The following is a 25,498-nucleotide window of genomic DNA, read 5'->3' as shown; positions in this document are numbered from 1 at the left end:
TATCTGTTATAAAATCAAAGTGCAGTAACAGGTATTCGAAATTTCAGAGAGAGGTTCAAATTGGACCACAAGGAGGAATTATCATGGAAGCTTGGCAAGGCTTTAAAGGTGAAAACTGGAAAGAAAAAATTGATGTGCGTGACTTTATCAATCAAAACATTACTGTTTATGAGGGTGACGATTCATTCTTAGCAGGACCAACAGAAGCAACAACAAAATTATGGGATCAAGTAATGGAATTATCTAAAGCTGAACGTGAGGCTGGTGGAGTTCTTGATTTAGATACTAAAATCGTATCAACTATTACTTCTCATGAACCAGGATACTTAAATAAAGAGTTAGAAACAATCGTTGGTTTCCAAACTGATAAACCATTCAAACGTTCTTTACAACCATTTGGTGGAATTCGTATGGCTGAAAAAGCTGCTGAATCTTATGGATTCCATGTAGATCCAGAAGTATCTCACATTTTCACTGAATACCGTAAAACTCATAACCAAGGTGTATTCGATGCTTATACTCCAGAAATCCGTGCTGCTCGTAAATCAGGTGTTATCACAGGATTACCAGATGCTTATGGACGTGGACGTATTATCGGGGACTACCGTCGTGTAGCTTTATACGGAATCGACCGTTTAATGGCTGAAAAATTAAATGATCATAACAATACATCTCGTATCATGGACGAAGAAACTATTCGTTTACGTGAAGAGATTTCAGAACAATACCGTGCGTTAAAAGAATTAAAAGAAATGGCTGCGAAACATGGTTTCGATATTTCTAAACCAGCTACAACAGCTAAAGAAGCTATCCAATGGTTATACTTCGGATATTTAGCAGCAATCAAAGAACAAAACGGTGCTGCAATGTCTTTAGGACGTACTTCTACATTCTTAGATATCTATATTGAACGTGACTTACAAAATGGAGTAATCACAGAAGAACAAGCACAAGAGATGATGGACCACTTCGTAATGAAATTACGTTTAGTTAAATTCTCTCGTACTCCAGACTACAATGAATTATTCTCAGGAGATCCAACTTGGGTAACTGAATCAATCGCTGGTATGTCAACTGATGGATTCCCATTAGTAACTAAAAACTCATTCCGTGTATTACATACATTAGATAACTTAGGACCAGCTCCAGAACCAAACTTAACAGTATTATGGTCAACTAAATTACCACAAGGATTCAAAGAATACTGTGCAAAAATGTCAATCAAAACTTCAGCTATCCAATATGAAAATGATGACATCATGCGTCCAATCTATGGAGATGACTATGCTATCGCATGTTGCGTATCACCAATGAAAGTTGGTAAACAATTACAATTCTTCGGTGCTCGTGCAAACTTAGCAAAAGCATTATTATATGCAATCAACGGTGGTAAAGATGAAAAATCTAAAGCACAAGTTGGACCACATTGGGCTCCAATTACTGACGAAGTATTAGATTACGATAAAGTAATGGAACGTTATGATGAAGTAATGGAATGGTTAGCAGATTTATATGTTAATACATTAAATATCATCCACTACATGCATGACAAATATAGCTATGAGCGTATCGAAATGGCATTACATGATACAGATGCAGAACGCGTTTCAGCAACTGGTATTGCCGGATTATCAGTAGTAGCTGACTCATTATCAGCTATCAAATATGCTAAAGTTAAACCAGTTCGTGATGAATTTGGAATCGCAGTTGATTTCGAAGTTGAAGGAGATTTCCCTAAATACGGAAACAACGATGATCGCGTAGACCAAATTGCAATTGATGTTATGTCTTCATTCATGACAAAAGTACGTAAACATAAACCATACCGTGCTAAATTACAAACTCAATCAATCTTAACAATCACTTCAAACGTTGTTTACGGTAAGAAAACAGGAACAACTCCATGTGGTCGTAAAGCTGGTGAACCATTCGCTCCAGGTGCTAACCCAATGCACGGACGTGACTCTCACGGAGCTATCGCTTCAATGTCATCTGTAGCTAAATTACCATTCGAGTCTGCACAAGATGGTATTTCAAATACATTCTCATTAGTACCAAAATCATTAGGACGTACAGATGAAGAACGTAACAAAAACTTAGTAGCAATCATGGATGCTTATGTAAACAAAAAAGGACATCACTTAAATATCAATGTATTTAACCGTGATACTTTATTAGATGCTATGGAACATCCAGAGAAATATCCACAATTAACAATTCGTGTATCTGGGTATGCGGTAAACTTCATCAAGTTAACTCGTGCTCAACAATTAGACGTTATTAACCGTACAATGCATGAAAAAATGTAATTGGGAAGAATAGAAGATAAGGTGATTAGTATGAATGGATATGTACACTCAGTAGAATCTTTCGGAACAGTTGATGGTCCTGGACTTAGATTTATCGTCTTTGTCCAAGGATGCGGCTTACGATGTGCTTATTGTCACAACCCAGATTCATGGAAAATGAAAGAAGGGAAAGTAACGGAAGTTTCAGAAATTGTTGACGAATTAATTAAGTATAAAGAGTTTTTTGAGGCTTCAGGTGGAGGAATCACTGTAAGTGGTGGAGAACCTTTATTACAAATGCCATTTGTGACAGAATTATTTAAAGAGTGTAAAAAACATGGCATTCATACTAACATCGATACTTCAGGTGATTTACACTTCAATACTGAAGAACGTAAAGCACAACTTAAAGAATTATTATCAGTAACAGATATGCTAATGTTGGATATCAAAATGTTTGACGCACACAAACATAAACAGTTAACTGGTAAAGATAATGCACACATATTAGAATTTGGTCGACTTGTATCGGATGCTGGTATTCCAATGTGGATTCGCCGTGTTTTAGTACCAGGATTAACTGATGATGAAGAAGATCTTAAACAAACAGCCGAATATATTAAAACTCTGAAAACAGTTGAAAAAATCGAAGTTTTACCTTATCACAGCATGGGTGAGTATAAATGGACTCAAATGGGGTATGATTATCCATTAAAAGGACAAGAGGCTCCAAGTGATGAAGTTGTTAAACATGCTGAAGAAATTTTAGGTAAAGCAATCTAAATTCCTTCTACCGCTAATCCTTCCTTTTTGTAGGATTAGCGGTTTTTATATGTTAAAAAAGGTTCTATCTCATTATGAGATAGAACCTTTTAACTTTATAATGTTCAAATATTAATAGTTTTTAGCTTGTAATTCAAAGTGTGCTTGTGGATAAGTGCATACTGGGCAAGCTTTAGGTGCTTTTTTTCCATAGTGGATATGTCCACATTCTAAACAAACCCATGCTTGTTCTTCTTCACGCTCGAAAACTTTACCTTCTTCAAGATTTTTTAATAATTCTAGGTAGCGTTCTTCATGGTGTTTTTCAATTTTCCCAACCATTTCAAATAATACCGCGATACGATTTAATCCTTCTTCACGAGCAACTTCAGCGAAGCGAGCATACATATCTGTCCACTCACCATTTTCCCCAGCAGCAGCATCTTTTAAGTTAGTCATTGTATCAGCAACTTCTCCGTCATGAAGTAATTTATACCATAATTTTGCATGCTCCATTTCGTTGCGAGCAGTTTCAAGGAATACGTTAGCAATTTGCTCATATCCTTCTTCTTGAGCTTTAGCTGCATAATAAGTATATTTATTACGAGCCATTGATTCCCCAGCAAAAGCCGTCATTAAGTTTTGTTCAGTTTTAGTTCCTTTTAAGTTACTCATTTTTCTTCCTCCATAATGTAAATAAATGGTTACGAATTAAATTATAGCATTTTACTTGACAGTTGTTCAAGGAACTATAAATTTAATGATATTGTTTTTGAAAATTTAAAAGCTATATTCAAAGGAATATAGCTTGATTTATATAGTGGTTACTAATTACTGGACTCAACTTTTTTATTAGTAATTTTTTGCTTCTTGTTGGAAGTATGCTTGTGGATGCGCGCAAACTGGGCAAGCTTTAGGTGCTTTTTTACCATAGTGGATATGTCCGCAGTTTAGGCAAATCCAAGCTTCCTCTCCTTCGTGTTCAAATACTGTTCCTTCTTCGATATTTTGAAGTAGTTTTAAGTAACGTTCTTCGTGATGTTTTTCGATTGTTGCTACTTGTTCAAATAGGTAGGCAATACGAGTGAATCCTTCTTCACGAGCAACTTCGGCAAATTCAGCGTACATATGGGTCCATTCATCGTGTTCACCGGCAGCCGCTGCTTTTAAGTTTTCCATTGTATTTCCGATACCATCATTTAATAATTTATACCACATTTTTGCATGTTCTTTTTCGTTGTTAGCTGTTTCTAAAAAGATATTAGAGATTTGTTCATATCCTTCTTTTTTAGCTTGGGATGCGTAATAGGTATATTTATTACGAGCCATTGATTCCCCAGCAAAGGCTGTTAATAAGTTTGCTTCTGTTTTACTACCTTTTAAATTTGTCATTTGATAATCCCCCCGATAAGATAAGTTAAATCATCTTTACAAGCTTATCTTAGCATATAGAAACTATTTATCAAGGGTGATAGAAGCAACTTTTATATAAAATATCAGTAATAATTCTTAATATTTAAGCATAAGAAAAAGCAAGTATCATATACTGATAATTGCTTTTTAATATTTATTTGTTAAAGATAAATTTTTCAATAACTTGAGCAATTCCATTGTCATTATTTGATGCAGTTACGTAGTTAGCGGCTGCTTTTACCTCATCGACTGCATTCCCCATTGCAACCCCAAGTCCCGCAAATTCGATCATTGGAAGGTCATTGTATCCATCTCCACAAGCAATTAACTGGGATTTATCTAATCCTACGTGATCAAGTAATTTTTGTAAAGAATATGCCTTATTAATATTTTGAGGCATAATTTCTAAGAAGAATGGCATTGATCGCATAACACTTAGACGTTCTCCAAGACGTTCTTTAAATTTCATTTCAACTTCTGCTAGGTATTCGGGTTCGCCTGTACATAAACATTTAACTGAATTAAATGTGATTGCTTCTTTAAATCCTTTAACACGATTAAGAGGCATATTATTAATAGCTCCTTCTTTACGGATATATTGATCATCATCTTCTGTAATAATAGCTTCATCCTCATACGCCATAATATTTACATTCATTTCACGTGCTAAATCATATAATTCATGACAAATTTCAGGTGTTAATGATTTATCATAAATTAGTTCATCAGTTTGAACTGAAATGATGCGTCCCCCATTATAAGATAAGATGTATCCTGGATATTCATCTAATCTTAATTCTTTAGCAGCTTTAATCATTCCATAAGTTGGACGTCCAGAAGCTAAAACAATCATAACTCCATTTTCTTGTGCTTTGAATAAAGCTTGTTTAGTTTCTGGTAAAATTTCATTTTTAGATGACATTAACGTTCCATCTAAATCTAACACGATCATTTTATAACTCATAGTTTTCTCCTTAGTTGAATATTAAATTTATTAGATTTAAAAACTGATTTTTTTGAAGGGGTAATTCATTAATTAAATTTTTAGATGAATTGATATACTTGAAGCAAATGTCGTTTGCTCTTTGGATATGTTCACTATTTTTAATTTGCTCACATAATAAATCAAATTTACTTTTTTCCGTTTCAACATTAAGTGATAAAAGATCGTCTTTTAAAAGGGAATCCTCTAATGCAAAAATCGTTGGCAATGTAATAATACCATTTCTTAAGTCATAGCCAACAGGTTTGCCTATTTTCTTTGATGTACTTGTAAAATCAAGAATATCGTCTTTTAATTGATAAGCGATACCGATTTGACTCCCAATAGTAGAGAGTTGATTGATGATATTGGCATCTAATCCCGCTACTAGTCCACCAACAACTAAACTTAAAGAAATTAAAGCACCTGTTTTTTGATAGCTTTTATTGATGTAATCATCAAAACTTAAGTCAAAATTAAAGTGATTATGCTGTTGATTAAGCTCGCCTAAGCAAAGGTTATTCATAACAACCGCAATTTCTTGATGTAATTTTGGAATTTTAAATTCAGAAAAAAGCTCTAAACTTTTATTTAAAACAAAATTTCCAAGATGTACGCCGACCGTAAGTGAATATTGTTCATGCAGAGTGGTCACATTGTGTCTTGTTGTTGATTCATCGATGATATCATCGTGAATTAATGACGCAACATGCATTAACTCAATTGCAACTGCAGCTGTATAAATCTCTTGTTTATTGACATTCTCTTTTAAATCAGCTGCCAATAACACGAATAAAGGTCTAATTCTTTTACCACCGTTCATAATGATTTGAAGAAGATCGTTCATCATTTTAGGATCAGAAAAAAGTGTTGAATCCGAGCTCACAGCCTTAAGGAGTAGGTCATTAAAGTATTGCTCATCGTACCCAAATTTACATAATAAGCTCATCGTAAGGGACCTCCTCATTAAAGAATTTTATGATTTCAGATGTTAAAGAGGGGAGGCCTTGATTAATTGTGACTAATTCTATTTGTTTAAGCTTCTGTGCTAAATTATATTTTACGAGATGAAAAGCGTTAAGGGAGCAATAATGATAATAAAGGCTGTAGAAATAATCTCCCAATAAAATGAATCTTGAAATCTCCTGATGAGATAAAGTATTGTTAATTTGTTGATGACAATTAATGTATAAGCTTAATAAACCTATTGCCACTAATGTTGATTTATACTCCTTGAAAGTCTTTTTATTCGAAATAAAATATGTCTCAAGATTTGCTAATAAGTCTTCATTCACGGAGATAGTTAATGAAATATCTGGAGCAATTAAAGTTTTAATTTCTGATATAACCTGTTCGTTCATGCATATTTCTCCCTATTATTCAAAGTTTTAACATAATTATTATTTGAAATTAAGGGATAAATATACAGACGAAGATTACAGACTTTTAATAACCTCTTCTTTAAGTGCTGCTAACATTTCAGGCGTATAATTTTCCATATTGTTTGCATAAGAATTTGAAAAACCATCTGTTTCATCATAACGAGGAATTAAATGCACATGATAGTGGAATACCGTTTGTCCAGCTGCCACACCGTTATTATTAACAACATTTAATCCGTTACAATTGAATGTTGTTTTTAATGCATTTGCTAACTTTGGCACAATGCTAAAGACATGACTCATATCTTCTGCAGTCATTGAAAATACATCTTGAGCGTGTTTTTTAGGAATAACTAGAGTGTGACCCTTTGTTGATTGAGAAATATCTAAAAATGCTAATACAAATTCATCTTCATAAACGACATGTCCTGGAATTTCTTTATTAATGATTTTACAAAAAATACATTGGCTCATTGAGTAGCCCTCCTATCTTAACTTTCAATCTTCATGGTCTTAATTTTATCAAATAATTTGTAAACTTTAAAGTGCTAACATTATGTGCAATGTAGGGGTTAAAAAGACGGTATTTGTCGTGATATAATATAGAGGTTCAAAGTCGGGAGGTTTCAATATTGAATCGTAAAAATAATCGTGAGAATTTAGAGAAAATGATGTTAGTCGTCTTAATTGCGGCATTAGCGATTGTCCTAGGAATTGTTGAAGCAATGCTTCCTATTAAATTACCGATTCCAGGGATGAAACTAGGGTTAGCTAATATTATGATAGTAATTGGATTATATTATTTAGATGTTAAAGATATGTTGTTTGTTATTATATTAAAAACCGTATTAACGACCCTATTACTAGGGACATTCTCAATGTTTTTCTATGGCTTTGTGGGGGCAATTTTAAGTTATATTGCTATGATCACAGTCTTTAAATTAGGAAAAAATCAAGTAAGTTTAATAGGTGTTAGTATGATTGGTGGAGTCATGCACAATATTGGACAGATAATTGTAGCCATGATTTTAATTCAAACAAAAGCGATTGCGTATTATATGATGCTTTTATTACCACTAGGACTAGTGACTGGTGTTGCAGTTGGAATCGTTGCTAAATTGACAATGTCACGTTTAAATGAATTTGATTTATTCAAAAAAAACTATAAGTTAACAGCATAATAGTAGGAGAGATAGATGAAAAAATTATGGCTTGGGCGATATATCCCTACATCATCGAGTTATCATAATCTTGATCCACGAGCTAAAATCATCATTATGTTTTTAAATGTATTAATGATTATTATGATTTCATCGTGGACTCAATTGTTAATTGGTTTTTTATTTATGATCTGCTTTTTATTAATGAGTAATATTCCACTCAAATTTTATTTAAAACAGGCGATGTTTTTAAAGTACATGTATCTATTCTTTATTATCTTTTTCACCTTAACAGAAGGTAATCGTCTGTTATTTGAGTTTGGTTTTATTAAATTTTTTTCAGATGGATTTATTCAAGGTCTTTTCTATAGTAGTAAAATGATATTATTTGTATTAATGGGTGCTTTATTGACTTTTACAACAGCGCCAAATGAATTAGTTGCAGGTGCAAGACGATTATTTAATAGTGTTGCAGCTGAAAAATTTGCATTTATGACTAGTCTAGCCATTCGTTTAATTCCAATGATTTTAGATGAAGTCAAAGTTATTTATAGTGCTCAACAATCACGTGGGTTAGATTTTAGTGAACTACCATTTATGGAAAAACTAAATAAACTCATGTCTATCATTATTCCGGCAATTGCTAATACTATTAAACGTTTAACGATGATGATGGACGTCATGGATTGTCGAGGCTATATTGTGGGTGAGCACCGAACTTCTATTTATCAATTAACGTGGAAGAATAAAGATACAGTGATGGTTAGTTTGACTTGTATCGTATTAGCCGGTATAGTTCTTGTTTAAATAGCGGAACCTTGTAATAGGTTCCTTTATTTTTATAGTAAATGATATAAATTTTAAAAGATTAAGTAATGAGGTGAAGCCAGATGATTCTACATAATGATTGGCAGTTAGTGTTATCTAAAGAATTTGAACTGCCGTATATGAAACAATTATTTTCACAATTGAAAGAGGCTTATGAAACAACGACTGTTTATCCTCCTCGTGAAAAAGTTTTTTCCGCTTTTAATTTAACGCCTTATTCAGAAGTGAAGGTGGTCATTTTAGGTCAGGATCCTTATCATGGACCCCATCAAGCAAATGGATTGAGTTTTTCAGTTGAAAAAGGGACAGCATTCCCACCATCACTTCGAAATATTTTTACTGAACTAGTGGACGATATCGGATGCATTTATCCACAGAGTGGAGATTTAAGTCAATGGGCAAAGCAAGGAGTACTATTGCTAAATACAACGTTAACGGTAAAAGAGGGAGAACCAATGTCACACGTTGGCATGGGGTGGGAAACTTTTACAGATCAAGTTTTAAAAGAGTTAAATAAAAAGCAAACTCCAATTGTATTTATTTTATGGGGAAAACATGCAAGAAATAAAGCGAAGTTAATTGATCAATCACGTCACTTTGTGATTGAATCAGCACATCCCTCTCCTTTATCAGCTTACCGTGGTTTTTTTGGTAGTCATCCATTTTCACGTACAAATGAATTTTTGATTTCTCAAGGCTTAAAGCCTATTGATTGGACATTAAGATAAAAAAACAGCACAAATAGTTCTTAATTAGACTATTTGTGCTGTTTTTAATTAGTATTGTTGAGTTAAATCACCTTGAGTCATTTGTTGTTGCTGCTGTTGCTGTTTTAATTGTTGCAATTGTTGTTCTTGTTGTTGTTTTACATAATTGTAAACGGCCGCAAGGTCTGGATATTTTTCTAATAAATCAGGATCGACAATATTGAGTGTATTATCGATTGGATAGTAGTAGTTGATTTCTTCAGGGAATTCGATATAGTCTACGTATACCATTAATAAAATATATCGATGTCCTGTGTTTGGATCACTTAAAATAATGTGATCTTTTCCGGCTGCTTCAACTACCCCTGTGAAGCTTTTGTTCATTGCCGTTTGTCCAGCTTGGAAAGTCATATAAACAGTTGCCATTTTTCCACGATTTAATCGTAAAATATTTTCAATATAAGAGTTAATCCCTCTTGCTAAAGTGTTTCCAAATGGCACGATTGCTGGATTGTAAAGAGGAGGTTGTGGGACTTGGTTTGGTTCATCTGGTGTTTGTGGAGTAATAGGTGCTCCTGCAGGATATGGAGGAATCGTATTTTGATTTGTACCTCCAGGTGTTACAGATTGATATCGCCAATAAGAATCCATTGGATTTGGAACTGGACCATAAGGGTAAGAATAATAATAACTCATAATGTCTCTCCTTTCAGATTACTGCCTTAATCGTAACAATTTTCAGATTCTAGTGGAATATAGAAGCAGTGCTCTCCATATCGACCAGAATTCCATTGTCCCCAGAATTTAATAGGACAATCCTCTTGGAAAGGGTTGTAGAACCAAAGTGCTGTACTTGCAGGTTCGAACCGTTCTCCATTAATCACTCGACGAGCGAGTTGAATTTCATTTTCACGTGCGCGTTGATAAAAGTAACCATATTGTGTTGCTTCAAATCCACCAGGTGATTGAAATATCATTTGTTCAACCGAATTAATGTCTTTGAAGTCGAGACAATCTGCAAGAACACGGTTAACGCCAACGTTTCCAACGCATAGCATTCCCATATTTCCGTCACTCTCAGCTTCGGCACGCATGAGTCTAGCGAGTAGTTCCACATCTTTTTGTGTAGCTTTAATAACCGCCATGACCATCACCTCTCTGTAAATCATATGGTATCGGTTGCCAAAAAATGATAAAAAAAATAAAAAAAATAAAAGGTATTAACCTTTTATTTTTTTAGCAAAAGGAGTAAAATGAAAGTAGACATATAGAACATATATTAAAGGTGGTAAATTCGATGGATATCATGACAAGTTTAAAGAATCAAATTATCGGGAAAAATATTCGTATCGTATTCCCTGAAGGTAATGAACCACGCGTTGTTCAAGCAGCAAGCTTATTAGCACGCGAAAACATGTTAAAACCAATTTTAATTGGTTCAGCTGAAGAAGTTCAAGCAGCAGCAGGAACATATTCATTAGAAGGATGCGAAATTATCGATCCAAAACATTATGACAAATTAGATGAAATGGTTGCTGAATTAGTAGCAGTTCGTAAAGGAAAAGTAACTGAAGAACAAGCTCGTGAATTAGTATTAAATGTAAACTATTTTGGAACAATGTTAGTTCATATGGGATTAGCAGCAGGATTAGTATCAGGAGCAATTCATTCAACAGGAGATACAGTTCGCCCTGCATTACAAATTATCAAAACTAAACCAGGAATTTCAAAAACATTTGGATACTTCGCAATGTTACGTGGAGATGAGCGTTATATCTTTGGTGATTGCGCAATCAATCCAAATCCATCAAGCAGCGATTTAGCTGAATTTGCAATCGAGTCTGCACGTGTTGCACGTATGTTTGATATGGAGCCGAAAGTAGCATTATTAAGCTTCTCAACAAAAGGTTCTGCAAAAACAGAAGAAACTAAAAAAGTAACAGATGCAATGGAAATTTTAAATGGTATGGAACTTGATTTTGACTATGATGGAGAATTACAATTTGATGCCGCCTTCGTTCCATCAGTAGCTGCTACAAAAGTTAAAGATTCAAAAGTTGCAGGGCATGCTAACGTATTCGTATTCCCTGATTTAAATGCTGGAAATATTGGATACAAAATTGCGCAACGTTTAGGTGGATTTGAAGCAGTAGGGCCAATCTTAGCTGGATTAAATAAACCAGTAAATGATTTATCACGTGGATGTTCACCAGAAGATGTGTACAGCACTGCAATCATTACAGCTAACCAAACTTTATTATAATATTTAATATATAGGTCCAGATAAGTTTTTCATACTGGATAAATTCTTACTTTCTTTATTAGAGAAAGGTGACTTTTCGAGGATAGAGACCTAGGACTGAAAATTTCTATATATAAATAATAAGACCTCCTATATTATGAATAGGAGGTTTCTTCATGTCTGTTGAATTAGTGTTATAGTTGACACAATCTTTATTTTTTTATAAACTCTATAGAGATACACTTGAAGCATGAGAGGAAAAGGAAGGTGTAGCAATATGTTTAATTTAGATGATTTATTTGCAGAACCAAATGAGTTCCGCATTTGCGATAAATGTAAGGCAACAAATGTAAATGCATTATTACCACGGTTAAAAGCAATTGACCCAAAAGCAAAGATCTATACTGGATGTCAATCATATTGTGGCCCAGGTCGTGATCGAGCGTTTGTATTTGTTAATAATAAACCGATTTTAGCTACGAATGAAGATGAATTAATTGCAAAAGTTAAAGAATTTTTAGGAAAATAACAAAAAAGACGATAAATGATTATTTATCGTCTTTTTTGTTTGAATTAGAAAAGCTGTGGTCATGATTAGGATAGAAAGTTTATTTTTCTACCTGTTCATAATAATAGCCTCCATTTTTAACATGAATTGAAAATATTTTGTCTGCTAAAAGATCGGCAACATATTTTATGATTTCTTCATGAGTTTTAAATAAATCGGAAGCGTCTGTCTGAGAATGCATTATAAATGAGATGCGCGCCTTTAAAAAGGGGGATAGTTCAGAAAAGAGTTCTACTGTATTTAATGAACTAGGAGAAAAAGATTGTAGCGTATTATAAATTTCAAAAATGAGCATTTCAAATAAATAATGTTTTCTTAAAAAAGATTCTTGCCTCTGCATCAGTTGATTGTAGGTCTTTATACACATGAAATCACATCCTGATAAAAGCGTTATCAGAGATGATTATATCATATTTGAATGTCGAAACCTGTAAAAGCCTTGTATTTATCTTAATTATTGTCAAAGCTTTTGTTGTCTGGCTTTAAGTCGCTATATTATGTGGTATACTAATAATGTAAGAAATGAGTTTATTTACATTGATTAAAATGAAAAAAGTATTTAATTTAATATAGATGGTGATAGTGCAATGAAAATGTTAGAAGAGAAGGTTTTTAGAGACCCTGTATATGGATATGTTCATGTTTATGATAAGTTAATCTGGGATTTAATTCAAACAAAAGAGGTTCAACGCTTACGCCGCATTAAACAATTAGGTGGAACGTATATGGTTTTCCATACTGCAGAACATAGTCGTTTTTCACACTCTCTAGGTGTTTATGAAATGGCAAGACAAATGATTCGTGCTTTATTTCATCGTGAAATTGAGCTAGATGAAGAAGAACGTTTATTAATTTTGTCTGCTGCTCTACTGCATGATTTAGGACATGGACCTTTTTCGCATTCTTTTGAATCAGTGTTTGAAGTTCGACATGAGGTGTTTACTGAGCGTATTATTATGGAAAATACGGAAGTTAATGCAGTTCTTGAAAATTATCAGCCTGGATTTGCGAAAAAAGTTAGAGATGTTATTAATAAGACTTATCCAAATCCACTCGTTATCAATATCATTTCTAGTCAACTTGATGCAGACCGTTTAGATTATTTATTAAGAGATGCTTATTTTACTGGAGCACCTTATGGAGAGATTGATGTTGATCGTATTTTAAGAACAATGCGAGTGATTAATAATAAAATTGTCTATAAAGTTTCAGGAATGCATGCGATTGAAGATTATTTAATGAGTCGTTATCAAATGTATTGGCAAGTCTATTTACATTCAACAGGGCGTAGTTTTGATTTAATTATTCAAAATATGCTTCGTCGTGTTCGAGAATTAATTGAATCAGATTATGAATTTAAAAAACCAATTGATGATTTGAGAAATCTATTTTTACAAGCAGAACCATCGATTGAAACGTATTTAAAATTTGATGATTCAACTATTCAGTATTATGCTGCACAATTTACTGAAGAAGATGATGCTATTTTACGTGATTTCGCCGATCGTTTTATGAGTCGTCGATTATTTAAGGAAGTTCACTATATTCCAAGTGAGCAATCGCACGATAAATTAGAAAATATAAAAAATTATATGATTGAATTAGGAATTGACCCAAATTATTATTTACTAACTGACCATAGTATGAAGACGCCTTATGATTATTATGGACACAAAACAAATTGTTTACCAGATTGCATTGAATTACTGATGCGTGATGGTTCAATTCAAGAAATTTCAGAGGTATCAACGATTATTAAAGGAATTATTGCAGTTAAAGCAAAACAAGAACATAAAATCTATTTTCCATTAGATTTAATCGAAAAGTGTGAGAACTGTGATGCAAAGATTAAAATTCTTGAATTATTATATGAAAATGTTCGAGATGAAGGTAGACAGAGATAGAAGTAGAGGCTAAAATATGTTATTTAAAGAAGTAATTGTAGTAGAAGGGCGCGACGATACACGTCGATTAAAAGAGATTTTTCCCGATATAGAGACAATTGAGACAAATGGCTCAGCGATTGATAAACCTACTTTAGAACGCATTAAAATTTTAAATGAGACGCGAGGAGTTATCGTTTTTACTGATCCTGATTTTCCAGGAAATAAAATTAGACAGGCAGTCACTGAGGTTGTTCCTGAATGTAAACATGCTTATTTAAAAAAACAAGATGCAATCGCTAAAAATGGAAGTGGTGTTGGAGTAGAACACGCCTCTAATGAGGCAATCAAAGCAGCGCTTGAAAATTTATTAACTGCAAGTAAAACAATTGTAGAGGAAATTGAAATGCAGTTTTTAATTGAAAATCAACTCATTGGACATGCTAATAGTTCATCTCTTCGTGAGCACCTAAGTGATGTTTTAGGGATTGGATATGTTAATGGGAAACAACTGCAAAAACGTTTAATGATGTTTGGTATTTCGAAGGAACAAGTCATTGAAGCGTTATCTAAAAAGTAAGAGGAGTATTAAATTATGAGAGATATTGCAACAAAGTCTAATACAAAAGAAATTATTGAAAAACACGGTTTTACCTTTAAAAAAAGCTTTGGACAAAACTTTTTAACAGATACCAATATTTTAAATAAAATTGTGAATGCAGCCGATTTAAATGATGAGGTTGGGGTTATCGAAATTGGTCCTGGTATCGGAGCCTTGACAGAATTTATTGCGCGTAAAGCGAAAAAAGTAGTGGCTTATGAAATTGACCCACGATTAATTCCCATCTTAGCAGAAACATTGGCCCCTTATGATAACGTTAAAGTCATTCACCAAGATATTTTAAAGGCAGATGTTGCGTCAATGATTGAAGAAGAATTTAAAGACGTTAAACATATTGCCGTTGTAGCAAATTTACCATACTATATTACAACACCAATTTTAATGGGCTTAATTGAAAAGAAATTACCGATTGATTGGTATGTTACAATGATGCAAAAGGAAGTAGCAGAGCGTTTATCAGCGAATCCTGGTTCAAAAGATTACAATGCTTTATCAATTGCTGTTCAATATTATACGGAAGCTAAAATTGCTTTAAATGTACCGAAAACAGTCTTCATTCCAGCACCAAATGTAGATAGCTCAGTTGTTAAATTAACAAAGCGTGAGCAACCAGCGGTAGCCGTTGAAAATGAAGATTTCTTCTTAGAAATTGTTCATGCAGCATTTAAACAACGTCGTAAAACAATTCAAAATAACTTAAATCAACACTTTAATGACTTAGCGAAGGAAGATGTGACTAAGTTATTAGAAGAGGCGGGAATTGTACCTAGCCGCCGTGGTGAAACTTTAACGATTGAAGAGTTCGGACATTTATCAAACGTATTTTATAAACACATTCACTCACTATAAAAAAATGAGCATCAGACCATTTTTAGGTTTGATGCTCATTTTCTTTATAAAGATTAGGTTTTTGTACCCAAATCATGACTTAGACATATAATAATGTGAGGTGATGATATGAGTGACGTGGTGAAAGTTGGAGACATTGTGGGAAGACGTTCTTATAATTCAGATACCATGTTTAGGATTGAAGAAATTCATGGAGATATAGCCTATTTGAAGGGAATTTTCTTTCGACTAACTGCTGATGCTCCTATTAGTGATTTAGAGATTATTTCGCGAGAAGAGTATCAACGTGCTGAACAAATAGAATTTGATCAATACCGGACGATTTTACCCCCTGTTATGAGTCAAATGCGGAGCTATGATAATGGGGATTTTTATATCAGTGGTCGTATCTTACACATTGATGGAGATGAAGAATATTTACAAAAAAGTATAAAATTATATAAATATGCAAAAGTTTATGCCCAAGCCTTTGCAATACCGGAAAAAGAAATGGGAGTTCGAGTTCCCGAACTTGTTAAAAAATTAAGACCTAATATCGTTGTGATAACAGGCCATGATGCGTTAGAAGATAAAGAACATGAGGAAGACTTGAATTCTTATCGTAGTTCGAAATACTTTGTTGAAACAGTTAATGCTTTACGTGAAATTGAACCTTCTTTGGATTATCTAATCGTTATTGCAGGAGCTTGTCAATCACATTTTGAAGCATTAATCGGCTCAGGAGCAAATTTTGCTTCTTCACCAAAGCGAATTAATATTCATGCGTTAGACCCTGCTATTATTGCATCAACAGTAGCGTTAACTCCTTATGAAGAAGAAGTGGATTTAAGAGAGGCAATTGAAAAAACAATTGCTAAAATAGCAGGTATCGGGGGCTTGCAAACTAAAGGTACTCTCCGCTATGGGATTAGAAAAGTTTAAAAATATTTTATTTTATCATTCTTAATACATAATTTCAAGTCTTTAGCGCATAATAATATTGAAAAAATTTTCTTTTTATGGTATGCTTTATAATGGAAAGGGCGTGATGTTTTTGGCTAATAATATAGTGAATATTCGTCAAGAGTTAAGTGAACAAGTAGGTAAGGAAGTTAAATTAACTGCCTATGAAAGTCGTAACCGTGTGATTGAACACACAGGTGTTTTATCAAGTACGTATCCTTCTATTTTTGTAATTGATTTAGATAATGACCGCGATTCGGTTGATCGTGTTTCTTATAGCTATATTGATATTTTAACTGGATCGGTAGAATTAAAATTTAATTAATATTAAAAAAAAGTAGTCAACATAGTTTACTACTTTTTTTGTATAATAAAATAAATTCCTGTGATAAAATAAAGTCATAACGATTGGAGGAATGGCTATGGTGACAATTAAAGCTCCAGCAAAAATTAACTTAGCACTAGATACGCTTTATAAACGTGAAGATAACTATCATGAAGTTGAGATGGTTATGACAACTGTTGATTTAGCCGACTATATTACAGTCACTCCCCTTGAAAAAAATGAAATCAAAATCAAATCAAATGAATTCACAATGCCTTTAAATGAAAAGAATTTAGCTTATCAAGCAGCAAAGTTATTTAAAGAACATTTTAATATAGATAAAGGGGTTGAAATCTATATTAAAAAACGTATTCCTGTTGCTGCGGGATTAGCGGGTGGTAGTAGCAATGCTGCGGCAACCTTAAAAGCATTAAAAGAATTGTGGCAAGTAGATTGTACAATTGATGAGTTAGCAGAACTTGGGGCAAAACTTGGATCTGATGTGCCATTTTGTGTGTACGGCGGAACAGCTTTAGCGACAGGACGTGGAGAAAAAATTCAACAAATTCCATCACCACCAAAATGTTGGGTTATTTTAATTAAACCACGTATTGGGGTTTCAACAAAAGAAGTTTATGAAGCATTAGATGCTAAAAATGTTGAGCATTTAGATATTGAGGGAATGTTAGAGTGCATCAATGAAAAAGATTATCAAGGAATTTGCACAAGACTTGGAAACTCATTGGAATCTGTAACATTTGAACGTTATCCAGTTGTTGCGGAAATTAAGAATAAATTGGTTCAATTTGGGGCTGATGCTGTTTTAATGAGTGGAAGTGGACCAACAGTGTTTGCATTAGTGCGTAAAGAATATAAATTAAGACGTATTATAAATAGTATTAATGGATGTTTCCGTGAACATGAGGTTCATGCTGTTAGATTAATTGGATAGTGATAAAAATTCAAAAAAAGACATTTTATGTAAAATAAAATGTCTTTTTTTCGTTAAGGACACGTTTTTTAAGATGTTTAATGTTACAATAAAAGGGTATTTGTAGGCAAAAGATATGGATTTTGATGAACGATGCCATTAAATTGTATAAAACTGTAAAAAATGACGTAGAACACAAAAAGAACATAAAAGTGCTTACAATACATGGTATAGTTATCTCGGAGAAAGTAATGACGATTAGGAGGATGAGAGAAATGAATATTACGGATGTAAGAATTCGCAAAGTAGAAACAGACAACAGAATGAAAGCTATCGCATCAATTACTTTAGACGATTGTTTCGTCATTCATGATTTACGAGTGATCCAAGGGGATGAACACTTGTTTGTGGCGATGCCAAGTCGTAAAACATCAACGGGGGAATTTAAGGATATTGCACATCCAATCAACCACGAAACACGTCAAGAATTAGAGCAATTCGTTATTAAAGCTTATGAAGCTACAGAATAATTTCTGTATAAGTGAAAATTAGGGGAGTTTTATTAAGCAAGATACTACTCAATAATTTATTATTGATGAATATTTATATAATTAAACTTCACGAAAAAGCATCAAAAAGCCCATAAATCTTAACATAGATTTATGGGCTTTTGTCGTCAGTTGGATATAAATTAAAACACGCACAAAACACGAAATATGTTATACTAGGAGTATTGAAAATAAATCATTGGAGGGATCATTTTATGAATAAATATGCGGTTGTTTTAGCAGCAGGAAAAGGGACGCGTATGAAGTCGAGTTTACATAAAGTTTTACATCCTGTATTAGGAAAATCAATGGTCGATCATGCAGTTACTAATTTACAAAAAATTGGTGTTGAAAAAATTGTTACCGTTATTGGTTATGAAGCAGATTCAGTACGTGCTGAATTAAAAGATCGTGTTGAGTATGCGATGCAAACTGAACAATTAGGAACAGGTCATGCTGTAATGATGACAAAAGATCAACTAGAAGGATTAGAAGGTGTAACAATTGTAACGTATGGGGACGTTCCATTGTTAACGGAACAAACGATTGCTAACTTATTTGATTATCATCAACAACAAGAAGCAGCTATTACTATTTTAACTGCTAAAGCTGAAGATCCAACAGGATATGGACGTATTATTCGTGATGAAGCAGGAAATGTTTTACGAATTGTTGAGCAAAAAGATGCAAATGCAGAGGAGTTATTAGTTCAAGAAATTAATACTGGTGTTTGCTGTTATGATAATAAAGTATTATTTGAAGCTTTAACTAAAATTACAAATAATAACTCTCAAGGTGAGTATTATTTAACGGATTTAGTTGGAATTATTCGTGACATGGGATTAAAAGTTGTTGCTTATGTAAATGAAGATTTTGAAGAAACGTTAGGTGTAAATGATCGTGTTCAATTAGCGTATGCAGAAAAAGTACTTCGTAAACGAATCAATGAACAACATATGCGTAACGGTGTTTCAATTATTGATCCAGAAGCGACTTATATTGGCACTGATGTTGTGATTGGACAAGATGTTGTGATTTATCCAGGAACAATTATCTCTGGAAATACAGTAATTGGTGCTAATACAGTAATCGGTGCAAATTCACAAATTATTAATTCAAAAATTGGGGAAAATACAACTGTGAATGCTTCTGTTATTTCAGATTCTGTTATCGGTGATCATACAACAGTAGGACCATTTGCTCACATTCGTATGCATGCTGAGATTGGTAATCAAGCACGTATCGGTAATTTCGTAGAAATTAAGAAATCTGTGTTTAAAGATGGAGCAAAATCGGCACACTTAAGTTATATTGGTGATGCAGAACTTGGTGAGAATGTCAATATGGGTTGCGGATCAATTACTGTAAACTATGATGGTAAAAACAAACATAAAACAGTGATTGGTGCAAATACAATGGTTGGATGTAACGTAAACTTAGTAGCACCTGTTACGATTGAACCAAATGCTTATTTAGCAGCTGGATCAACAATTAATCAGGATGTACCTGCAGATGGATTTGCAATTGCTCGTCCAAAACAAGTAACAAAAGAAGGTTACGCTAACAAAATTCGTCAGAAACTGTAATAAATTTCGTTTTTTTACCAATAAGGCATGAAACATCCGTCGAAATAATTGAAAAAAAACGATAAATTGTGTAAAATACTGTCTGAAGTGTGTTTATTCTAGGAGGTTAAATCATCATGGCAGAAATTAATCGTAAGAAGTTTAAAATTTTTAGTTTGAATGCTAATCGTGAGTTAGCACAAGAAATTGCAGACCGCATCGGTGTTCCATTATCAGACTGTACTTCAAATCGCTTCGCTGATGGAGAGGTTCAAGTCAATATTAATGAAACTGTTCGTGGGCATCATTGTTTTGTTGTTCAGCCAACACATGCGCCTGTTAACGAGAATTTAATGGAACTTTTAGTAATGATTGATGCGTTAAAACGTGCGTCAGCAAAAACTATCAACGTTATCATGCCTTATTACGGATATTCACGACAAGACCGTAAAGCTAAAGCTCGTCAACCAATTACAGCAAAATTAGTTGCTAACTTAATTGAGGCAGCTGGTGCAACTCGCGTTATGACGATGGACTTACATGCAACTCAAATTCAAGGATTCTTCGATATCCCAATTGATGATTTCCGTGCAATGCCAATCATTGCGAAGTATTTTATTGATAAAAAATTAGAAGATATTGTAGTTGTATCACCAGACCATGGTGGAGCAACTCGTGCTCGTACATTAGCTGAATATTTAAATGCACCAATCGCTATCATTGATAAACGTCGTCCAAAACCAAACGTAGCGGAAGTAATGGGCTTAATTGGTGAAGTAGATGGAAAACATGCTATCATCATTGATGACATGATCGATACTGCTGGAACAATCCAAATTGCAGCAAATGCTTTAAAAGAACGTGGAGCGTTATCTGTTTACGCAGCATGTACACACCCAATTCTGTCAGGGCCAGCTGTTGAGCGTATTGAAAACTCAGCTATCAAAGAATTAGTGACGACAAATACTATTAATCTGCCAAAAGAAAAACAAAGTCCTAAAATCACTCAATTATCAGTGGGTGAATTATTAGCCGAAGGTATTTTACATATCTTAAACGATGAGCCGGTATCAGACTTATTCGTTTATAACCGTGATTTATACAATTTCTAGTATTAAAGTAAAAAAGACAGTGTGTGAGCACTGTCTTTTTTATTTTTGAAAAAAGATATATTTTTCTTATAAAGGTTCAAACTATAGGAAGCTTTGATGTTTTATTTGAAATAATTGTAATATATTGAAAGTGATTGAAATACTAGGAAGAAATATTGGTAAATCATATGCGATTACTGTAAAATAGATATGTTATTTAAACTTTAGAGGTGAAGAAAATGAAATTGTTTGTAGGTCTCGGAAATCCGGGTTCAAAATACGAAAGAACGCGTCATAATGCTGGTTTTATGGTAATTGATGCATTAAGTAAAGAGTGGAATATTGAGTTAACTGATGAGAAAAAATTCAAAGGTCAGATTGGACGAGGAGTTGTAAAAGGTGAAAAGGTTATTTTATTAAAACCAACGACTTTTATGAACTTATCTGGAGAATCGGTACGTGCCGTCATGGATTTTTATGATATTGATATCGAAGATTTAGTGGTTATTTATGATGATTTAGATTTACCCCATGGAAAAATCCGCTTACGTTTAAAAGGTAGTGCAGGTGGTCATAACGGAATTAAATCGTTAATTGCTCACGTTAAAACTCAGGAGTTTAAACGTATTCGTGTAGGAATCGATCGCCATCCTAAAATTCCTGTTGTAGATTACGTGCTTGGCAAATTTACTGAAGATGAGTTAGCTCTTGTGAATCAAGCAATCGATTTAGCAGTTGGGGCTTGTACATTAGCATTAACTGATTCATTTAATAAGGTAATGACTGAATACAGTAAGTAATAGTGTTATTGATGGGAAAGTGGGTGTTAAAAATGAATGTTATGAATGATTACTTGTTAAAGTCAAACGAATTAGATTCGCTGATGAAGACACTTGAAGGGGAACAAAGAAATATTTTATTAAGTGGTGTAACATCATCATTTTATGGTCCGTTGTTACAAATGATTTATGAAAAACAACAACGTCCTGTTGTTATTTTAATGCAAAATTTATATCATGCTCAACGATTATATGATCAGTTATCAAATTTGATGGACGAGGGTTCAGTCCGTCTTTTTCCTATGGATGAATTTATTACAGCCGAGATGTTAGCTTCAAGTTCTGAACTTAGAATAGAACGTATGAATACGTTAGCTTCTATTCTTGAGAATGAAGTGAAGATTGTGATTACCCATGTAGCGGGAGCCACGCGCTTTTTAACGCCAAAATCAATATTTGAACAAGCAGAAATTATTCTAGAGTGTGGTCATGAATATGAATTAGATAAATTAAAGCGTAAATTAGTTGAGCTTGGTTATAATTCAGTACGTGCTGTTGAGAGGATGGGAGAGTTCAGTGTTCGTGGCGGAATCATAGATATTTTCCCGATGACTGAGGAAAATCCAATTCGTATTGAATTCTTTGATGATGAAGTGGATTCTATTCGTTATTTTTCAACTGAAACACAGCGTTCAATTCATCAAATTCAAAAAATTTCGATTCCGCCAACATATGAATTGGTATACTCAGATAAACAAGTAGAGGTATTTGAAGCACAGATTAAATCTCGTTTAAGTAAAACATTAAAATTATTAGATATTGAGACGCAAGATCAATTGCGTGAGAAGGTATTTAATGATATTGAGAATATTAAAAATCATAATAATCTCGAAATCATGCACAAATACATTTCATTACTTTATGAAAATCCAGATACCTTATTGTCGTATTTTACGAATCCATTGGTGATTTATATTGATTATAACCGCATTATTGAGAACCAAAATCATATGAATGAAGATGCACTTTCTTGGCAAGAAGGCGCAATTATTAATGGTAAAACAGTTGTTGATTTAAATTTATATCGCCCGATTACAGAAATTGAAGCTTCAACACAGTTATATCTACTTGAGCATACAAGCCAATTACAAGATGTTAAATTGACGGATACAGTCAAGATTTTAACAAAGAGTGTTTCAGAGTTTCATGGACAGTTGGAGTTTTTTGCTAAAGAGTGTAAACGATTAAAAGAGAATAAGAGTACTGTGTTTATTGCGGTATCAAGTGTAGAGAGTCGTAATAAATTGGCTAATTATCTAGAGGAATCAGGAATTATGGTTGCTATTCCAACTCAGCCTGATGAGGTTAGGGAAGGATCGATTCATATTATTTATGAGCCTCTTCCTCTTGGATTTGAATTGATTGACTCTAATATTGTCGTTTATACCGATTATGAAATTAATACTAAGCGTAAAAAGCAACCAACTTATAAAAGTTCATTTAAAGAAGGCAAGAAAATTAAAGATTTTAATGAACTTAAAATCGGTGATTATGTGGTTCATGTTCAACACGGAATCGGACAATATATTGGAATCGAGACGCTTGAAAGTAATGGAGCTAGAAAAGATTTCTTAATGATTGCTTATCGTGGAGATGATAAATTATACGTTCCTATCGATAAAATTCAGATGGTTCAAAAATATGTTGGTTCTGAAGGAGCAAAACCAAAGATTAATAAACTGGGAACATCTGAATGGGAAAAAACGAAAGCTAAAGTTAAGAAAACAGTAAAAGATATTGCAGACAAATTGATTAAAATTTATGCCCAACGTGAGCATTTACCAGGATATGCTTTTTCAAAAGATACTATCGAACAACATGCATTTGAAAATGCATTTCCTTATGTTGAAACAGAAGATCAATTAAAGGCTGTTACTGAAATTAAAGAAGATATGGAGCAACCTCATCCAATGGATAGATTATTAATTGGAGATGTTGGATATGGAAAAACTGAGGTAGCTATGCGTGCTGCATTTAAAGCCGTTATGGATGGGAAACAAGTTGCGTATTTAGCACCAACTACTATTTTAACAAAACAACACTATGAGTCATTTGTTTCTAGATTTAAGGAGTTTCCGGTTAAAATTGGTCTATTAAACCGCTATGTCTCACTAAAAGAACAACAAGAATTGCTAACAAATATAAAAAGTGGTAAAATAGATATCGTTGTCGGAACTCATCGATTATTATCGAAAGATGTAAAATTCAAAGATTTAGGTCTTTTAATTATTGATGAGGAACAACGATTTGGAGTTGAACATAAAGAGAAAATCAAAGAGTTTAAAACTGAAGTTGACGTCTTAACGCTTACTGCAACGCCGATTCCAAGGACATTACAAATGTCGATGATTGGAATTAGAAGTTTATCGCTTATTGAAACCCCACCAATGAATCGCTATCCAGTGCAAACTTATGTACTTGAAGAACATGATGGGGTGATTCGTGATGCAATCGAACGTGAATTAGCTAGGGATGGACAAGTTTTTTATTTATATAACAGGGTTTCAGATATAGAAAAGCGTGCGGCACGAATTAAAAAATTAGTTCCGGATGCAATTGTTGAATATGCTCATGGCCAAATGAGTAAAGAGCAACTCGAACAAACGATGGCTGATTTTGAGGATAAAAAATTCAACGTTCTAGTCTGTACAACAATTATCGAAACAGGGATTGATATACCAAATGCTAATACTCTGATCATATCAGACTCTTATCGACTGGGGTTATCGCAACTTTATCAGTTACGAGGACGAGTGGGCCGAAGCGATCGTATTGCATATGCCTATTGCATGTATCCAAAGAATAAAGTATTAACAGAAAATGCTGAAAAAAGGTTACAAACCATTAAGGAATTTACTGAACTTGGTTCAGGATTTAAAATTGCAATGCGAGATTTAGCAATACGAGGTGCTGGAGATATGCTAGGAGCACAACAATATGGATTCATTGATACAGTTGGGTTAGATTTATACACTCAATTGTTAAGTGAAGCAGTTGTGCACGCAAGAGAAGGTAGCAACTTTGAAGTCGCTTCTTTTGAAATGCCAAAATTAGAATTTGACTTTCCAACGAAAGTTGACGCTTACATACCAGACTTTTACATTAGTGATGAATCAACTAAGATTGAGATTTATCAAAAAATTAAAAATATTAAAACCCAAACTGAATATGATGACATCATCGATGAGTTAATTGATCGCTTTGGTGATTTCCCAGATGATGTGAAATATTTAATTGATTTAACGTTTTTAAAAAATTTAACTGAACCTTATCTTGTGAAAACAAAATCGACTAAAAATACGATAGAATTCATATTAAAGGAAGAAATTACACAAGATATTGATGGACAGAAATTATTTGAGGCTGTTCATCAAATTGGTTCTATGATTCGTTTAGCGTATAAAGAGAATAAAATAAATATTATTTTTGATTTACCAGCTGTAAAAAGACTTCAATGGTTTGAATACGCTTTGCAACTATTTACAAATTTCGAAAGATTCAAAAAAGATGTAAAAAAGGTATAATTTATTAAAAAAAATAAAAACTAATGTTAGATAATTTGAAAGTGAGG

The 25,498-nt window shown here is 33.4% G+C and carries 27 protein-coding genes; 18 read left to right on the top strand and 9 right to left on the bottom strand.

The features are described from left to right. Positions 1–83: 83 nt before the first annotated feature. Positions 84–2,309: a formate C-acetyltransferase gene (gene pflB, locus QWC74_RS01195; RefSeq protein WP_006784764.1), complete on the top strand. Its 2,226-nt coding sequence runs from the start codon at positions 84–86 to the stop codon at positions 2,307–2,309. Positions 2,310–2,339: 30 nt separating this feature from the next. Continuing rightward, entirely contained in the window at positions 2,340–3,071 is a 732-nt protein-coding gene (gene pflA / locus QWC74_RS01190) for a pyruvate formate-lyase-activating protein (protein ID WP_009606323.1), read from the top strand. Between the two features lie 111 nt (positions 3,072–3,182). Here pflA and rbr (QWC74_RS01185) read toward each other — a convergent pair whose 3' ends face one another. From rbr (QWC74_RS01185) to QWC74_RS01160, 6 genes are all read right to left on the bottom strand, one after another. Next, positions 3,183–3,725: a rubrerythrin gene (gene rbr, locus QWC74_RS01185; RefSeq protein ID WP_055164419.1), complete on the bottom strand. Its 543-nt coding sequence runs from the start codon at positions 3,723–3,725 to the stop codon at positions 3,183–3,185. Between the two features lie 177 nt (positions 3,726–3,902). After that, a complete protein-coding gene (gene rbr, locus QWC74_RS01180; protein ID WP_009606327.1) occupies positions 3,903–4,442 on the bottom strand; it encodes a rubrerythrin in 540 nt (179 codons plus the stop codon). A 175-nt stretch (positions 4,443–4,617) separates the two neighbouring features. After that, positions 4,618–5,427, bottom strand: a complete 810-nt coding sequence (locus QWC74_RS01175; protein ID WP_006784930.1) for a Cof-type HAD-IIB family hydrolase — start codon at positions 5,425–5,427, stop codon at positions 4,618–4,620. 10 nt (positions 5,428–5,437) lie between these two features. Continuing rightward, complete coding sequence (locus QWC74_RS01170) at positions 5,438–6,394, bottom strand: polyprenyl synthetase family protein (RefSeq protein WP_006784931.1); 957 nt, start codon at positions 6,392–6,394, stop codon at positions 5,438–5,440. After that, positions 6,378–6,806 (bottom strand): hypothetical protein, encoded by a 429-nt coding sequence (locus QWC74_RS01165; protein ID WP_039930679.1) that lies wholly within the window; start codon positions 6,804–6,806, stop codon positions 6,378–6,380. Before QWC74_RS01165 ends, QWC74_RS01170 begins: the two co-directional genes overlap by 17 nt. A 75-nt stretch (positions 6,807–6,881) precedes the next feature. Next, positions 6,882–7,301 carry an HIT family protein gene (locus QWC74_RS01160; RefSeq protein WP_006784932.1) on the bottom strand — a complete coding sequence of 140 codons (420 nt, stop codon included), beginning with the start codon at positions 7,299–7,301 and terminating at the stop codon, positions 6,882–6,884. Between the two features lie 158 nt (positions 7,302–7,459). Between QWC74_RS01160 and QWC74_RS01155 the strand changes: the two genes are divergently transcribed. The 3 genes from QWC74_RS01155 (at position 7,460) to QWC74_RS01145 (ending at position 9,543) form a co-directional block, all read left to right on the top strand. Then, the gene (locus QWC74_RS01155; protein ID WP_006784933.1) at positions 7,460–8,008 is read left to right on the top strand and encodes a Gx transporter family protein; all 549 of its coding nucleotides are present in this window, start codon (positions 7,460–7,462) and stop codon (positions 8,006–8,008) included. A 15-nt stretch (positions 8,009–8,023) separates the two neighbouring features. Beyond that, positions 8,024–8,794 (top strand): energy-coupling factor transporter transmembrane protein EcfT, encoded by a 771-nt coding sequence (locus tag QWC74_RS01150; protein ID WP_006784934.1) that lies wholly within the window; start codon positions 8,024–8,026, stop codon positions 8,792–8,794. Between the two features lie 83 nt (positions 8,795–8,877). Next, on the top strand, positions 8,878–9,543 hold the full coding sequence (locus QWC74_RS01145) for a uracil-DNA glycosylase (protein WP_006784935.1): 666 nt from the start codon (positions 8,878–8,880) through the stop codon (positions 9,541–9,543). A 48-nt stretch (positions 9,544–9,591) separates the two neighbouring features. Here the strand turns inward: QWC74_RS01145 and gerQ are convergent, their stop codons facing one another. Next, on the bottom strand, positions 9,592–10,218 hold the full coding sequence (gene gerQ, locus QWC74_RS01140; RefSeq protein WP_006784936.1) for a spore coat protein GerQ: 627 nt from the start codon (positions 10,216–10,218) through the stop codon (positions 9,592–9,594). Between the two features lie 26 nt (positions 10,219–10,244). Then, on the bottom strand, positions 10,245–10,667 hold the full coding sequence (locus QWC74_RS01135; RefSeq protein WP_006784937.1) for a cell wall hydrolase: 423 nt from the start codon (positions 10,665–10,667) through the stop codon (positions 10,245–10,247). Between the two features lie 152 nt (positions 10,668–10,819). Here QWC74_RS01135 and pta point away from each other — a divergent pair, with 152 nt between their 5' ends. Beyond that, entirely contained in the window at positions 10,820–11,785 is a 966-nt protein-coding gene (gene pta / locus QWC74_RS01130) for a phosphate acetyltransferase (protein WP_006784938.1), read from the top strand. A gap of 256 nt (positions 11,786–12,041) precedes the next feature. Further along, a complete protein-coding gene (locus QWC74_RS01125; protein ID WP_155222887.1) occupies positions 12,042–12,293 on the top strand; it encodes a DUF1450 domain-containing protein in 252 nt (83 codons plus the stop codon). 79 nt (positions 12,294–12,372) lie between these two features. On the opposite strand, the gene QWC74_RS01120 is transcribed toward QWC74_RS01125, so the two are convergent. After that, positions 12,373–12,699 carry a hypothetical protein gene (locus tag QWC74_RS01120; RefSeq protein ID WP_040764009.1) on the bottom strand — a complete coding sequence of 109 codons (327 nt, stop codon included), beginning with the start codon at positions 12,697–12,699 and terminating at the stop codon, positions 12,373–12,375. Between the two features lie 220 nt (positions 12,700–12,919). Here QWC74_RS01120 and QWC74_RS01115 point away from each other — a divergent pair, with 220 nt between their 5' ends. The 11 genes from QWC74_RS01115 to mfd all read left to right on the top strand — a co-directional run bounded on the left by QWC74_RS01115 (position 12,920) and on the right by mfd (position 25,451). Further along, a complete protein-coding gene (locus tag QWC74_RS01115; protein WP_006784941.1) occupies positions 12,920–14,236 on the top strand; it encodes an HD domain-containing protein in 1,317 nt (438 codons plus the stop codon). 16 nt (positions 14,237–14,252) lie between these two features. Further along, a complete protein-coding gene (gene rnmV, locus QWC74_RS01110; RefSeq protein ID WP_006784942.1) occupies positions 14,253–14,795 on the top strand; it encodes a ribonuclease M5 in 543 nt (180 codons plus the stop codon). Between the two features lie 15 nt (positions 14,796–14,810). Further along, positions 14,811–15,686 (top strand): 16S rRNA (adenine(1518)-N(6)/adenine(1519)-N(6))-dimethyltransferase RsmA, encoded by an 876-nt coding sequence (gene rsmA, locus QWC74_RS01105; RefSeq protein WP_006784943.1) that lies wholly within the window; start codon positions 14,811–14,813, stop codon positions 15,684–15,686. Between the two features lie 108 nt (positions 15,687–15,794). Next, positions 15,795–16,607 carry a sporulation peptidase YabG gene (yabG, locus tag QWC74_RS01100; protein WP_006784944.1) on the top strand — a complete coding sequence of 271 codons (813 nt, stop codon included), beginning with the start codon at positions 15,795–15,797 and terminating at the stop codon, positions 16,605–16,607. Between the two features lie 106 nt (positions 16,608–16,713). Further along, entirely contained in the window at positions 16,714–16,953 is a 240-nt protein-coding gene (locus QWC74_RS01095) for a Veg family protein (protein ID WP_370454856.1), read from the top strand. A gap of 97 nt (positions 16,954–17,050) precedes the next feature. Then, on the top strand, positions 17,051–17,905 hold the full coding sequence (gene ispE, locus QWC74_RS01090; protein WP_006784946.1) for a 4-(cytidine 5'-diphospho)-2-C-methyl-D-erythritol kinase: 855 nt from the start codon (positions 17,051–17,053) through the stop codon (positions 17,903–17,905). A 254-nt stretch (positions 17,906–18,159) separates the two neighbouring features. Further along, positions 18,160–18,414: a septation regulator SpoVG gene (gene spoVG / locus QWC74_RS01085; protein ID WP_006784947.1), complete on the top strand. Its 255-nt coding sequence runs from the start codon at positions 18,160–18,162 to the stop codon at positions 18,412–18,414. Between the two features lie 233 nt (positions 18,415–18,647). After that, positions 18,648–20,018, top strand: coding sequence for a bifunctional UDP-N-acetylglucosamine diphosphorylase/glucosamine-1-phosphate N-acetyltransferase GlmU (gene glmU / locus QWC74_RS01080; protein ID WP_006784948.1), 1,371 nt, complete (start codon positions 18,648–18,650; stop codon positions 20,016–20,018). Between the two features lie 116 nt (positions 20,019–20,134). After that, positions 20,135–21,109 carry a ribose-phosphate diphosphokinase gene (locus QWC74_RS01075; protein WP_006784949.1) on the top strand — a complete coding sequence of 325 codons (975 nt, stop codon included), beginning with the start codon at positions 20,135–20,137 and terminating at the stop codon, positions 21,107–21,109. A 218-nt stretch (positions 21,110–21,327) separates the two neighbouring features. Further along, on the top strand, positions 21,328–21,888 hold the full coding sequence (pth, locus tag QWC74_RS01070; protein ID WP_006784950.1) for an aminoacyl-tRNA hydrolase: 561 nt from the start codon (positions 21,328–21,330) through the stop codon (positions 21,886–21,888). Between the two features lie 32 nt (positions 21,889–21,920). Continuing rightward, entirely contained in the window at positions 21,921–25,451 is a 3,531-nt protein-coding gene (mfd, locus tag QWC74_RS01065; protein WP_006784951.1) for a transcription-repair coupling factor, read from the top strand. Positions 25,452–25,498: the final 47 nt, after the last annotated feature.

Source organism: uncultured Turicibacter sp., from assembly GCF_938044715.1.
Classification (GTDB): domain Bacteria; phylum Bacillota_I; class Bacilli_A; order MOL361; family Turicibacteraceae; genus Turicibacter; species Turicibacter sanguinis.
Note: the sequence above shows the minus strand (reverse complement) of the source record. Positions and strands in the feature narration are given on the sequence as shown.